Here is a 14,090-nt window from a genome sequence, read left to right as displayed (position 1 = left end):
ATAAATTTCATCAATACATTACAAAGGATACAGAAAGCCATGTAAATCCGGCTTTCTGTATCTCGTTTATTTATACTGCTTTAAGTTTTTTAAAGGAGCCCGGCAGCTCCAGATTAAATTTCTGATACAGCGGGCGCATATCTATGCTTACCTTGGAAGCCACGATCTTGGCATATATCTGCGTGGTGCGGATGGACTTATGCCCCAGCATGGCGCTTACCGTCTCCAGTGGCACGCCGTTAGCCAGGGTAACGGTGGTGGCAAAGGTATGGCGGGCGGTGTGCGTGGTGAGATTCTTGCGAATGCCGCACAGATCAGCGATTTCCTTGAGGTAGCCATTGAAACGCTGGTTGCTTTTGATCGGCAGCAAGCAGTTATGAGCCATGCAGTAGGGGTGATCCTTGTATTTGCTGAGGATCTCTTTTGCCAGCGGAAGTAAGGGCACGTTTTCCCGGCACCAGGTCTTTTCCCTGTTCTTCACGATCCAATCTTCACCATCGAAGAATTTTACGACATTATCCGGCGTGAGCAGCAGCGCATCCTTATACGCGTACCCGGTGAGCGCCATGAACAGATAAGCATTTTTTGCTTCTTCCAGCCGGGGAATGGGAATCTTTTTGCTGAACAGCAGGCTCAGCTCGCTGATGTCTAAAATATCCCGCTCTGGGTTGACATAAGAGCAGGTGTAATCTTCCAGCGGGTTGCGCTGCATCCATTTCCGTTGCACGGCCAGCTTCAGCAGCTGCTTGGTATTTTTGAGGTACTTCATGGCCGAGTTATCCTGCAAGCCGAGGGTAAGGGTCAGATAATCAAAAAAATCCTCCGCAAAGGCGTATTCTATTCGTTCCAGCGGGATATCGGGGAGCTTGTGCACATGCTTCATGTACGTGGAAAGTTTGTCTCTGGTGGATTTCCATTTCTTCAACGTGCCGGCGGAGCGTTTGCCTTTCTCCACCTTCTCCGTAAATTTCTCATTGTGGAAATCGATCACCTCCAGCAGCGTTCGCTTTTCCGTGCCAATGCCGAGGTAAGCATTTTTGAGCATGGAAGGGGTGACGATGGCGCCCTGGGATTTGAGCAGGTTGTAATGCCGGATCAGCTCGTTGCGCACATGAAAGATGTGTTTGTTGATCTCAACGGCTTCGGGAGTCTTACCGGCGATCATACCGGACTTTGTGTCGAATTTGTGGGGCTCCACCTGATAACCGAGCGAGAAGCCGTCGCGCTCCTGGTTGATAACGATGCGGACCATGATGGTCGCTTTGCCGTCGGGGTTAATTCTGCCGTTGCGTTTCCAGAATGAAATGCACAGCTCTGAACTTAATTTCATAATCGATGTGATTTGAAAGGTTTCTGAATCGGTTTCTTTGATACGTTTTGCATCAGATTCAGTTCTTTAAAACCGCCGCAGATAAGGCTTTCCGAGAAAAAAGGTAACACGAACTTAAAAACTTTTAGTGTTACCTTTTTTGTTACCTCTTACATTGATATAACATCGATTACAATCACCTACCTAAAAACACAAAAGCCGCATAAACACTACGTTTTATGCGGCTTTAATATTATTCGCTTTCGCTTTCGTGATCCCGCTGGGACTCGAACCCAGGGCCCATACATTAAAAGTGTATTGCTCTACCAACTGAGCTACGGAATCATCCCCGTTTTTTCATTTTGGGATTGCAAAGATAGGAATAAAATTTTCCGATCCAAATATTCTTAAGCTTTTTTCAAATTCACCCCAGAAAATTTCTTCACACTCAACCGGTTAGGAGTTTCAGGCTGAAGCCCGGATAAGCAAATATCACTTCCGCTTCACATTAAACGCGGTCACCTCCTGTATCAGCTGCGCACGCCCTTTCTCCGGCCTGTCCAGGAACACGTGGTGCGAGCCTTCGGGCAGGGTGAGGAATTGTTTCTTCGGCGAATTCTCCAGCCGCAGCTGCAGCGCCAGCAGGTCCTGCGGGCGGCTCCAGTTGTCGTGCGCGCCGCGGATGTAGAGGATGGGCACACGGATCTCTTTGGCATGCCACTGGCCTTTGCCCTGCGCGGTGTAAAAGGCTTCCGCGCGATAACCGCCGGGCACGGCCAGGATACTGTCCTCATAAAACCCTACGGCGGTGGCAGCATATAGCTCTGCCAGCGCGGGGTCGCGCCATTTGGACTTATCCTCGTCCGGGATGGACCTGTTCCAGGTATCGAGCAGCTGGGCTTTGGTGGCGCGGCGCAGTACGGGGCTGGAAGCGTAGTTGAACTGCGAGGTGTCCAGCGGGCTGCGGAACACGTCTGTAAAATCCCAGGGAGCTTTTTCGTTGTACAGACTGTTGAGCAGGATGAGCGCGGCCACGCGGTTGGGGTAGATGCAGGCATAATAACCCATCCACTGGCCGCCGGTGGCCCAGCCGAAAAGAGTGACCTGTTTGGCCTTCGTTCTTTCACGTATAAAATCCACTACGGCGTCTATATCATGTGAGATCTCTATGGAAGAGCCGGCGATGGACCAGCGTTTGAGCGTATCGTAATCAGGGCGGGTGGAGTTCTCCCAGCCGCGGGCATTCATGATGAACACATGATTGCCTTCTTTGGCCAGGTCTTCGGCAAGCGAGCCGCCGGACATGGGCAGGTCGAAGGAAGCGACAGCGCCTGAACCTCCTCCGTGCAGCAGCAGGATGGGGGGCTTGCGGCTGCGTTTGCGCGCAGTGATCTCCCGCACGAATATCTTCACGCCGGGGTCGCTGTCTAATGTAAAATCTTCACGTTTGATCGTTTGCCCGCTGGCAAGTTCTGCAAATAATAAGGGTAAGACGAACAAGGTTTTCCACATAATTTTACCGGAGGGTACTTTGCAAAAATAGCATAAATTACGGTCATATGACGGAACCATCTGTAAGGCGGGCGCAGGCAGCGGATCTGCCCGTTTTGATCATGCTGGAACAGCAAACTTTCCGCGATACCTTCCAGGACGTGTACGAGCCGCAGGACCTGGAGGAATTCTTCTCCACGAAAAAGAGCCCGGCAGCCATAGAAGCGATTTTCAGCCAGCCAGGCACAATGTATTTCATCCTCAGCAGTGAAGGGCAGGATGCCGGTTTTATTCAGCTTAACCTGCACCGGCAGCCCGATAATGGTACTTTGTTACCCGAACCGGTTATGGAGCTGGAAAAGATCTATGTGCTGCCGCAGTTCATCGGCAAGAAGCTGGGCAAGCAGCTGATGGAGCATGCGGTGAAAACAGCGAAGGAACATTTCGTACGTACGTTATGGTTAGGCGTGTGGGAACATAACCACCGCGCAAAAGCCTTTTATGAAAAAGAAGGTTTCTCCACCTTCGGCGAGCACAGCTTCACGGTAGGCAAGCAAACGGACCGGGACCTCCTGATGGCCAAAGTGCTGCCGGGCAGCTGAAACAGGTTGCAGGCTCCGGGTTTTTATCATATCCGCCACGCACAACCCGGCTTTTGGGTAAAAAACTACTACAATTGGCGAAAAACCTCGTAACGGCAGCGGGCGTTTTATCCGAACTTGGTCTTATTGCAAACGATTGCATTTAAAAAGAAATTCCATGAGAAAAATTGCCTGTCTGCTGGCGGTATTGCTTACCGCTCAAACCTTATCAGCACAAACTCCTAATGACGAACGAATGAAATGGTGGAGGGACGCACGCTTCGGCATGTTCATCCACTGGGGCGTATACGCCGTACCCGCCGGTACCTACAAAGGTTATCCCATGGCGCGCGGCGGCGGGGAATGGATCATGAACCGCAGTAAAGTGCCCGTGGCGGAATACCAGGGCTTTGCCAAACAGTTCAACCCCGTGAAATATAATGCGGAAGAATGGGTGAAAATGGCGAAAGACGCGGGTATGAAATACATCGTGATCACCGCCAAGCACCACGACGGCTTTGCGCTGTTCAATTCCAAAGCCAGCAAATGGGACATTACCGACGCCACGCCCTACGGCAAAGACCTGCTGAAGCCGCTGGCCGAAGCCTGTAAGAAACACGGCATCAAACTGGGCTTTTATTATTCGCAGGCGCAGGACTGGAACAATCCCGGCGGTTCCGCCGCGCGTAAAGACATGCGCGAAGGGTGGCCCAACCCGGATTCAGCGAAGGTGGACGCCTACACCAAAGCGCACAACGGCCACTGGGACCCCGCACAGGAAACAAAAACGTTCGATCAGTACATCAACGACGTAGCTGTGCCGCAGGTAAAAGAGCTGCTCACCAACTACGGCGAAGTGGCCGTGCTCTGGTGGGATACGCCTACAAATATGACAGACGATGCCGCGAAGAAACTCCAGGAACAGCTGGCGCTTCAACCCAGCATTATTACGAACGACCGCCTGAAACGCCCCAATTTCCCCGGCGACTACAAAACGCCCGAGCAGAAGATCCCCAACCTGAGCGAGCTGGACGGCCGGGACTGGGAAACCTGCATGACGATGAACGGCACCTGGGGCTATAAAAGCTACGACCATAACTGGAAACCGGTGAAAACACTGGTGCGCAACCTGGTGGATATCGCTTCCAAAGGCGGCAATTACCTGCTGAACGTAGGGCCCACCGCAGAAGGGGAATTTCCCGCGGAAAGCATCCAAAGCCTGAAAGGGATAGGGGAGTGGATGAAAGTGAACGGCGAAGCGATCTACGGCACCAAGGGCAGCCCCCTGAAACCACAGAGCTGGGGCCGCATTACCCGCAGGCAGCACGGCGGCAGCACCGTGCTGTACCTCTCCGTGTTCGACTGGCCGGCCAATGGCTCGCTGGAAGTGACCGGGCTGAACAAAAAAGTAAAAAGCGCCTCCGTGATCGGCGGCAACGTGGTGAAATACAGCACCAGCGGGGATAACACCGTGTTCACCCTGCCCGCGCAAGGCACGAACGATATAGCCACCGTGATAAAAGTGGAAGTGGAAGGAATTTTATGATCCGTTTGTTTTATCCGGAAATTTGATTTTACTTTGTATTGCAAAGTGAAAAGAAGGGGAGTCGATCCTCTCCTTTTTTAGCTATATACTTTGAAATACAAAGCACTTTTTAATATGGAAGAACATCCCAAGCTTACCCATCCCACCTACCTCGCGTACCTGGTTGCACTGGTGCTCAGCTTTCTTTTATTGCTCATCGGGCAAACCCTGGGCAGCAACAACGAGCGGCAGGTGATACTGGCTTTTGCCCACCACATTATCGCCACGGCGGCGCTGCTCTGCCTATGGTTCGCGAAAAAGGAAAACAGGGGAGACCTGTTCGTGCTCGTTTGCCTGATGTATTTCGTGAGCTGTTTTGCATTGAACCGCGTGCTCAACATCCTTCATTCCACTACACCCTGGTTCGCGATATATCTTTTAGTGGTTACGCCCTCGCTGTTGTTGTTCCGCTATATGAGCCGCCTGCCAGCCTGGGCAAGGGTGCTGACGGGCGTCTTTGCAGGCCTGGCGCTGCTGGCGTATGTTTACCTGGCGCTGTTCCTCCTGCCGCTTTATCCCATCAGCATCCCCGCACTGTTTGCGCTCGGCTTTTCTATCCATACGTTTGTGCCCGCGGTGCTGTGTTTCATTGTTGGTGCGGCACTAAAGCGTTACCGCCTGTGGAAGAGTGCGCTTGCCGGCCTGGCGGCGGGCCTGGCAGTGGTGGCCGTATTCTGCGTGATATACAATCAGCGCGCCGGCGAGCTTACGCGCATCTATAACCGCCAGCAGATACAGGGCGCGGGCCTTCTGCCTGCATGGGTGGAAGCGGCGCAACGGCTGGATAAGGATGCCGTAACGGAACGCGTATTAAAAAGCGGCATCGTGTACAAGGAACCGCTGATGAACTTCAGTATCTTTTCTTTCGACGCAATGCCCTCGCGCAACTGGGAAGGCAAGCTGGAGCACGATCCGCTGGTGGTGATCGCTACTTATGCCCGCCCGCGCATGACCGTGCCGGATGCGGAACGCATGAAGATACTGGAAGCGATGTACAACAAACGGCACGAGGGAGAGGAGCGCCTCTGGTCCGGCCGCTCGCTGTATACCAGCTATGTGAGTACCCGCGTAAGGATATGGCCGGAGCTGCGCCTGTCGTACACAGAAAAAGCCTTTACTGTCTCCAACCCTGAATCCTGGGGCAACCAGGAAGCCATCTACACCTTCCAGCTGCCGGAGGGCGCAACGGTGAGCGCATTGTCGCTCTGGATCAATGGCAGGGAAGAAGAGGCTGTGCTTACCACGAAAGAAAAGGCGGACACAGCGTACCGCACCATTGTAGGCGTTGAAGTGCGCGACCCGTCCGTGGTGCACTGGCAGGAAGGAAATCGTGTATCCGTTCGCGTGTTTCCCATTGAAGCAAACAATACGCGGATATTCCGCATCGGCATTACGGCGCCGCTAAGCGTGGCGGACCACCAGCTGCAATACGGCAACATCACCTTCCAGGGCCCGCCCGCCGGTTTTGCCACCGAAGAAGCCAGCATCGAACTGATAGGCGATGCCGGGGAAATAACGCCACCAGCGGGCTTCCGCGGCGCAGGCACACATTGGTTCCGCGAAGGCGGCTACCGCGAAGCATGGAGCCTGCAATTGCCGGAAAGGACCATTCCATCCAACCGCTTTACCTGCAAAGGGAGATCTTTCAGCATAAAGCCCTATAACCTGCAACGCGAAGAAGCGCGAACGGATATCATCTATCTGGACGTGAACGCCGCCTGGAGCTGGCCTGAATTCACTGAAACGCTGCGCCTGGCAGGCGAACGCAAAGTAAAGGTTTACCTGCACGACGAACTGGTGGACGTAACAGCAGGCAACAGGAGCGGGCTGTTCGAAGCCCTGCACGCGCAACGCTTCAGCATCTTTCCCATACAGGAAATCAAAGACGCGGAACACGCCCTGCTGATCACGAAAGGCCCGCCGGAAGGCCCCTCCCTGCAAGACCTGGAAGGTAGCCGTTTCAGGGAGGAACTGGCGGCCTGCCTGCGGGATACCACGCTGCCGAAAGTGCGGCTGCTGAACCTGGGCGGGAATAATTTATCTCCCTACCTCCAAGCCCTCAAGGAATCGCGCGCGTTCCGCTATGAGCAGGGCGGGCTGCTGCTGCTGAAAGTGCTGCTCAGCACGAACAAGTTTGCGGTAGATACTGAAACGGCGGACAGGGTGGTGATCGACCAGGCGCAGATCGCCATCGTGCGGGATAGCGTTCAGCCGGTGAAATCTGCATTAACAGATACGCTTCCCGCAGGAACAGGTACATCAGCGAACGCAATGGAACAGCATGTCGCCGCCAGGGACAACGAAACGAACGCCCCGGACCACCTGATGCGCCTCTTCGCCTACAATCACATCCTCCGCGAAACCGGCAAAGGTCTCATTACCACCGCCGCGGGGCATGAAGAACTGCTGCGCACCGCCACCGAGGCGCACGTGGTATCGCCGCTCAGCAGTCTCGTGGTGCTGGAAAAGCAGGCAGACTACGACCGCTTCGGCATTAAAGACGATAACAACAGTCTGAAGAATGCCTCCCTGAAATCTAAAGGCGCCGTTCCTGAACCGCATGAATGGGCGCTCATCATCATAGCCCTTTTATCCCTTGCCTGGCTTATTTATCAACGCAAATGGAGATCCGCATGCGTGTAACTTCCGCCATTCTATGCAAACCAATGGAAACCTGCAAACGTTCCATTCCTGCCATTCTGATCACGGGCGTTTACCTGGGCATCGTGCTGTATGCACTGCCCGGGTACATCGCCTGGAACTCCGCGGGTTTCCTGCTGGGGCTGCTGGCCATCCCGCTGGCGATGGCCGGCAATCCGCTCCGGCGCGGCAGTCTCCGTTTCTACTACGCGGCCCTGGCCGTTTGCGTGCTGGCGTGGATAGTGCCGGCCAAAACGCTGCTTTTCGTGGCCATAGCGCTGGCATTGTGTTTCGTGGCAGACGGGGCTTTCGGCCGCATCAACGGTCTTCCTGTGCTGGCCCTGATGCTGATGTCGCCCATCTTCACCTACATCACCAATATTTTCACTTTTCCCATCCGGATGGAACTGACGGCCATAGCGGGAAAAGCACTGCTGTACACTGGCGCCGCCGTAACCGTGGAAGGGAATTCGATTTTGCTGAACGGGAACAGTTTTTCCGTGGACGCGGCCTGCATGGGGCTGAGCATGATGGTGAGCTCCCTGCTTTGCGGTATTATGCTGCTGGGTTACAGTCAGCGTAAAGCAGGGCTATACCTCTCCTGGCAAAAGACCGCGCTGCTGCTGGCATTCATATTCGCGGCCAATGTTGCGGGCAACCTGTTCCGCATCATCCTGCTGGTGCGGTTCAACATCCCGCCGGAACATTTTATGCATGAATGGACCGGCATCCTTTGCCTGCTGATGTATGTGATGCTTCCGCTCATTTGGTTATGCCCCAGGCTGGTGCAGCGTTTCGGCAGGCCCCGCGTGACTGGTGCCGCCAAAGAACAGCTGCATCCGTTCATGCTGGCGCAGGCGCATATCTGCCTGGCCGCCTGTGTGCTGATGGTCGCATATAAGATCAGCCGGTCGCCGGAATTATCCCTGACTGCCGCACAGCCTGTTGTGAGCGGCTACCAGGTAACACCGATGGCGCATCATGTGATGAAGCTGGAAAACGCGCAGGCGCTTATTTACATCAAATCCATCCCGGGCTTTTATTATACGGACCATCACCCCACCACCTGCTGGCAAGGCAGCGGTTACACCTTCAAACAGGTGCGGAAAAGCCGGGTGGCTGGCCGGGAGATCTTTACAGGCCGCCTGGAAAAAGGGGAGGAGCAGCTTTGCACCGCCTGGTGGTACGATAACGGGAACGTACAAACGATCTCGCAGTTTGCCTGGCGCTGGCGGGCCCTGTCGGAAAGAAGCCGCTTTGCCGTGGTGAATGTGACCGCGGGCGATGATAAAACGCTGGAAGCCGAAGTGAACCGTTTGCTGGAAGAAGGCGCGGTGAAAAAATGCATCACGTTGTAAGGCTTATCCCTGGCGGGCGGCGGGGTCCTGCCGGAATATCTGGCTCAGCAGGCGGTACAGCTCGGGGTGATGCTCGGCCATCGTGCCCGGTTTTTCAAAGAAATACTCGGACACCACGGCGAGGAACTCGCTTTCATTCATCGCCGCATATGGATTGATGTCCGAATGCCCGCTTTCGATCCGCCTGATCTCTTCATGCATCACTTTCAGCCAGGGCAGGGAATAGCTATGCTGTATCAGGCTGCTGGGCATGCCGTCCACCGTGCCGTCCGTTTTATCCACCAGGTGCACGAACTCGTGAATAGCGGTGTTGCTGCTGCCGCCGTGGTCGGAGAAACCGCTGCGCAGCGCGGACTGCGAGAGCAGCATTTGCCCGTTCAGGTGCCCGCTGCCTACCATGCCCATGATGCTGCGGCGGTCGCCTTCAAACTGGTATTTTTCGTCGAACGTATCCGGGTAAAGGATCACATTGGTGAGATTGCGGTATTTCCAGCCGGGGAACGCAAAGATCGGGATCACGGCGCTTGACGCAATGAGCACCTTATCCACGTCCTCCACCGCGGCGCCTACGCCTTCTATATTCGTATGCCCCAGGAATTCCCGCACATCCGCGGCAAAACGGGCTTTTTCCTCATCGCCCAGCTGGCGGTAATAACGGACATTGTTTTCCAGCAATCCCTCAATATCAGCCGGTACAAAACCGGGTTTCTGCTTCTTCGGGCGGTAGAACCACCAGAACAGGAACGCTATGATCACGACAGGTATAATAATCGGTAACATCATCGCTAATATCGGATTAATTCAGCAATTCAACATTTTCAGCGTTTTATTGTTTAACTTCAAGATGATCAACCCATTAACCCATGCCCCGCTGGTTACGTATTTCATTGATAGTTTCCGGTAGCCTGATCGTACTGGTGATAATACTCTGGTTTGTGCTCGCCCTCATCGTGCGCAACCGCAAGGCCGAAATATTGGCGGAGATCACCAGCCAGCTGAGCGACCGCATCAGCGGCAACCTGGAGATACAGGAAATGGAGCCTTCCCTCATCAGGGCTTTCCCCAATATTTCCGTTACGCTCAAAAACGTGACCCTCAAAGACAGCCTGTACCCCGTGCACAAACACGCCCTGCTGAACGTTCAGGCAGTATTCGTGAAAGTGAACACCTTCGCGCTGCTGCGCAACAAGGTGGACATCAAAGAGGTAAGTCTCAAGGACGGAAATATTTATATTTATACGGACAGCACGGGCTTTTCCAATACTTACCTACTCAAAGGAAAGGAACCCTCCAAACCCACTACAGGAAAGCAACCCACCGTCCGCCGCCTGATACTGGAAAACGTGCAGTTCACGATGGAGAACCAGGTGAAGCTGAAACTTTTCAACCTCGATATCTACCGCCTGAAAGGCGAAATGAAATACGATACCTCCGGCTGGCAGGCCGCCATTAACCTCGAAACGCGCATCAACGACCTGCAATTCAACACCACCAAGGGCAGCTATGCCAAACAAAAGCTGCTGACGGCAGACATCGGCGTGCAGTTCGTGCGGCACAGCAAAACCCTGCGCATCCCGCCACAGCCTTTCCGGTTCGACGGGCAGCCCGTGCAGATCGGCGGGGAATTCAACTTCTCGCAGCAGCCCGCGTTGTTTTCCCTCGCCATCAACGCCAGCCAGATACCTTTCCGCCTGGCCGCTTCGCTGGTAACGCCGAATATTTCGTCGAAGCTGGACAGCCTTGATTTTGAAAAGCCGCTGGACGTAACGGCGGACATTCACGGCCGCATGAAATTCCGCGACACACCCTACGTGAAGGTGAACTGGACCGTAAAGGACAATGTGATGAAGGGAAGAGCCCTGACGCTGGAAAACGTGAGTTTCACCGGCGGGTTCTTCAACGAAGTAACGCCAGGCATGGGCCACAACAACGCCAACTCGCGCCTGAGCGTGCATGGATTTTCGGCTATGTACGACAGCATTCCCGTTACCGCCGATACCATCCGCGTGATAGAACTGGCGCACCCGGTGCTCACAGGGCGTTTTAAATCCTCTTTCCCGCTCACACGGCTCACACAGGCCATTGGCCCGAACCTGTTCCAATTCACCGCCGGCAACGCGGTGGTAGACCTGGATTATGCCGGTACCTGGAACCCGAAAGACACCATTCCCGGCTACATCCGCGGCAGCATACGGGTGAAAGACGGCGCATTCACCTACGTGCCGCGCAGCCAGGCATTCCATACCTGCCACGCCACGCTCATCTTTGAAGGGGCGGATCTGTTTTTCCGCGACATCCGCCTGCAGTCCGGCTCCAGCATCGTACAAATGGAAGGCAGCATCCGCAACATCCTGAACCTGTATTTCGCGGCGCCGGACAAGATACTGCTGGACTGGTCCGTGCGCAGCCCGATGATCAACGTGAACGAGTTCCATACTTTCTTTTCGAAACGGCAAAAAAGAACGGCTTCACAACAAGCGCATAAAAACAAGCAGAACATGAGCCGCGTAATGAAACAGCTGGACGTGGTGCTGGAACAGAGCAGCGTGAATATGAACCTGGCGGTGGACAAGATCCGATACCGGCAGTTTTCCGCCGCCAATGTGAAAGCGGGCGTACGTATGAACCAGGACGGCATCCAGCTGAGCAATGTGGCCCTGCAGACCGCGGGCGGGTATATGAACATGAACGGGAACATCCGTCACTCGGGTAACGGCGATAAGTTCAACGTGAGCGCGAACATAAAACAGGTGCAGGTGGACCAGCTGTTCCATGCCTTCGAAAATTTCGGGCAGGACGGCGTGACCGCCAAGAACCTCAAAGGCGTATTTTCCGCCACAGCTAATATGAACGGGGAAATGAAAGCCGACGCCACCGTGAAACCGCATACCATGCACGGCACTGTGACGTTCACGCTCAACAAAGGCGCGCTGGTGAACTTCCAGCCGCTGATGAACATCGGCAAATTCGTGTTCCGCAAGCGGGACATGAGCAACATCACTTTCGAAAAGATACAGAACACGCTGGACGTGCGGGGCAGCAAGATCCACATCCACCCGATGCTCATTGCTTCCAGCGTGCTGAACGTGGAAGTGGAGGGCGTATACGGCATTCCCAAAGGCACGGATATCAAGCTGCGCGTACCGTTGCGTAATCCCAAAAAAGACGAGCTGGTAACGGATATTGAAGAGCTGCACAAACGCCGGAAATCAGGTATCGTCATTAACCTTCATGCCGTAGACGGGGAGGATGGCAAGGTGAAAATGAAACTCGGCAAGGGAGACTAGCCCCCGTATTGAGAAAATAAATCCACGTACCACACTGCCGTAACCCGGGAGCCTGCCGTTATTCCGGCACGGACCCGTTTTTGCTGCGTTTTGGGTATTATCTCACCTAAAACAACAATCATGGAAAAGCAAACGCTGAAGGACAAAAAAGTAGCCGTGCTGGTCACCGACGGCTTCGAGGAATCCGAATTCACCCAACCGGTGGAAGCGCTGAAGAATGCGGGCGCGGATGTGAAGGTGGTGTCCCTCAAGGAAGGCACTGTAAAATCCTGGGCTGAGAAGAACTGGGGCAAAGAATATAAGGTGGATACAACCGTGAAGGACGTAAGCTCCGGCGATTTTGACGCGCTGGTATTGCCCGGCGGTGTGATCAATCCTGACAAGCTCCGCATGGACGCGGATGCTGTAGCATTCGTAACCGGTTTTACGGACGAGGCAAAACCCATCGCCGCCATCTGTCACGGCCCCTGGACGCTGATCGAGACCAATGCGCTGGAAGGCAGGACCGTTACCTCGTGGCCTTCCCTGAAAACAGACCTGATCAATGCCGGCGCGAAGTGGGTGGACCAGGAAGTGGTGGTGGACAATGGAATTGTAACCAGCCGCAACCCCGGCGACCTCCCGGCATTCTGTAAAAAGATGATCGAAGAGATCGGCGAGGGACAGCATTTAACGAGAACACGCGGCGTGCACCAGTTGGGATAAGCGCTTTCGCTGAAGAAAAAAATTATGAAGCCCGGCTGATCATATCAGCCGGCTTTTTTACTCGCGGGAGTTCAATATTGATCACTGCGGTAGTTTCGGCTTGCTGATGCACTTCTCCTTCATGGGCCGGTATGCCGGGCATCACCGTTACCCACCGGTGCGGGCAATTGCGCTGCGATGCTGGAGGAAGGCGGCTGATTAAAGAAAGTGTTTTCCGGAAATCAGGAAACAAAACTCTCACCCGTTTGTTTACAGAATGGGAAATGCTGGGGAATTAACTACACAATACCCCGGCACATAGAGTTGAAAATCAATGGATTTACACTCTCGCAAGGTTTTGGATGGTATTACACAAAATGGAAACATATGCAGCAGGAAAAAGGAACACCCCGTGCCGGCGGGTTATATGAAAATTCCACGGTGATCAATGTATCTAAAACCGGCAGGATCATTTCTTCCGCAGCCGGTGCATCCCTGGTATATATCGGGCTGGCGGACATTGGTAAGACGCCCGTGAAAAGCCTCGTCCGCATCCTTGCAGGCAGCTACCTGCTTTATCGCGGCATCTCCGGCAATTGCCCCGTATCTGCCGTCGTGGAAGAGAACCTCAGGCCCAAACACGCCCGCTCGGTGAACATACGCACCTCCTTCGTGGTGGACCGCCCCCGTGCGGAAGTATACAGCTACTGGCGCAAGCTGGAAAACCTTCCCGCCTTCATGGCGCACCTGCATGATGTGGATGTGCAGGACGAACGTTACAGCCACTGGACCATCCGCCTTGCAGGCAACATCAAGCTGGAGTGGGACGCGGAGATCGTGGAAGACGTGCCCGGCGAAATGCTGGGCTGGCGCTCGCTGGAAGGTGCACAGCTGGCCAATGCAGGCAAGATCCGCTTCAGGGATACGGAGAACGGCGGCACTGAACTGCTGGTCACCATCAGCTACCGCCCGCCCGCAGGATACGTAGGCGAAGGCATTGCCCGCCTGTTCAATCCTGCTTTCGAGAGCCTGGTGCGCAACGATGTAAGGGGTTTCAAACAGCACCTGGAAGAAAAGAACGCCGGCTTCGGCAATATCGCCGTCGGCTAAACGAAGCACTTCATTCATATACATAAAAAAGTGGCGTCCCGGAAT

The 14,090-nt window shown here is 54.4% G+C and carries 10 protein-coding genes and 1 tRNA gene; 7 read left to right on the top strand and 4 right to left on the bottom strand.

Annotated elements, in window-relative coordinates; genetic code table 11:
• Positions 1–70: 70 nt before the first annotated feature.
• From ACTJIK_RS16025 to ACTJIK_RS16015, 3 genes are all read right to left on the bottom strand, one after another.
• Positions 71–1,330, bottom strand: a complete 1,260-nt coding sequence (locus ACTJIK_RS16025; protein ID WP_440647845.1) for a site-specific integrase — start codon at positions 1,328–1,330, stop codon at positions 71–73.
• Positions 1,331–1,581: 251 nt separating this feature from the next.
• Positions 1,582–1,654 (bottom strand) — tRNA-Lys (locus ACTJIK_RS16020).
• A 147-nt stretch (positions 1,655–1,801) separates the two neighbouring features.
• Positions 1,802–2,821, bottom strand: coding sequence for an alpha/beta hydrolase (locus ACTJIK_RS16015; RefSeq protein ID WP_440647843.1), 1,020 nt, complete (start codon positions 2,819–2,821; stop codon positions 1,802–1,804).
• 47 nt (positions 2,822–2,868) lie between these two features.
• On the opposite strand from ACTJIK_RS16015, the gene ACTJIK_RS16010 reads away from it, so the two are divergent.
• The 4 genes from ACTJIK_RS16010 to xrtN all read left to right on the top strand — a co-directional run bounded on the left by ACTJIK_RS16010 (position 2,869) and on the right by xrtN (position 8,964).
• Positions 2,869–3,402 (top strand): GNAT family N-acetyltransferase, encoded by a 534-nt coding sequence (locus tag ACTJIK_RS16010; RefSeq protein WP_440647841.1) that lies wholly within the window; start codon positions 2,869–2,871, stop codon positions 3,400–3,402.
• Positions 3,403–3,559: 157 nt separating this feature from the next.
• Positions 3,560–4,927: an alpha-L-fucosidase gene (locus ACTJIK_RS16005; protein ID WP_440647839.1), complete on the top strand. Its 1,368-nt coding sequence runs from the start codon at positions 3,560–3,562 to the stop codon at positions 4,925–4,927.
• 114 nt (positions 4,928–5,041) lie between these two features.
• Positions 5,042–7,609 carry an XrtN system VIT domain-containing protein gene (locus tag ACTJIK_RS16000; RefSeq protein ID WP_440647837.1) on the top strand — a complete coding sequence of 856 codons (2,568 nt, stop codon included), beginning with the start codon at positions 5,042–5,044 and terminating at the stop codon, positions 7,607–7,609.
• The gene (xrtN, locus tag ACTJIK_RS15995; protein WP_440647835.1) at positions 7,600–8,964 is read left to right on the top strand and encodes an exosortase N; all 1,365 of its coding nucleotides are present in this window, start codon (positions 7,600–7,602) and stop codon (positions 8,962–8,964) included. Before ACTJIK_RS16000 ends, xrtN begins: the two co-directional genes overlap by 10 nt.
• Before the next feature lie 3 nt (positions 8,965–8,967).
• Here the strand turns inward: xrtN and ACTJIK_RS15990 are convergent, their stop codons facing one another.
• Positions 8,968–9,747: a zinc-dependent peptidase gene (locus ACTJIK_RS15990; protein WP_440647833.1), complete on the bottom strand. Its 780-nt coding sequence runs from the start codon at positions 9,745–9,747 to the stop codon at positions 8,968–8,970.
• Positions 9,748–9,827: 80 nt separating this feature from the next.
• Between ACTJIK_RS15990 and ACTJIK_RS15985 the strand changes: the two genes are divergently transcribed.
• From ACTJIK_RS15985 to ACTJIK_RS15975, 3 genes are all read left to right on the top strand, one after another.
• Positions 9,828–12,251, top strand: a complete 2,424-nt coding sequence (locus tag ACTJIK_RS15985) for an AsmA family protein (RefSeq protein WP_440647831.1) — start codon at positions 9,828–9,830, stop codon at positions 12,249–12,251.
• Between the two features lie 120 nt (positions 12,252–12,371).
• Entirely contained in the window at positions 12,372–12,956 is a 585-nt protein-coding gene (locus tag ACTJIK_RS15980; protein WP_440647829.1) for a type 1 glutamine amidotransferase domain-containing protein, read from the top strand.
• Positions 12,957–13,322: 366 nt separating this feature from the next.
• A complete protein-coding gene (locus tag ACTJIK_RS15975) occupies positions 13,323–14,045 on the top strand; it encodes an SRPBCC family protein (RefSeq protein WP_440647827.1) in 723 nt (240 codons plus the stop codon).
• Positions 14,046–14,090 lie beyond the last annotated feature (45 nt).

Source organism: Chitinophaga sp. 22620 (genome assembly GCF_052044405.1).
Taxonomy (GTDB): Bacteria; Bacteroidota; Bacteroidia; order Chitinophagales; family Chitinophagaceae; genus Chitinophaga.
This window is presented reverse-complemented; position numbering and strand designations above follow the sequence as displayed.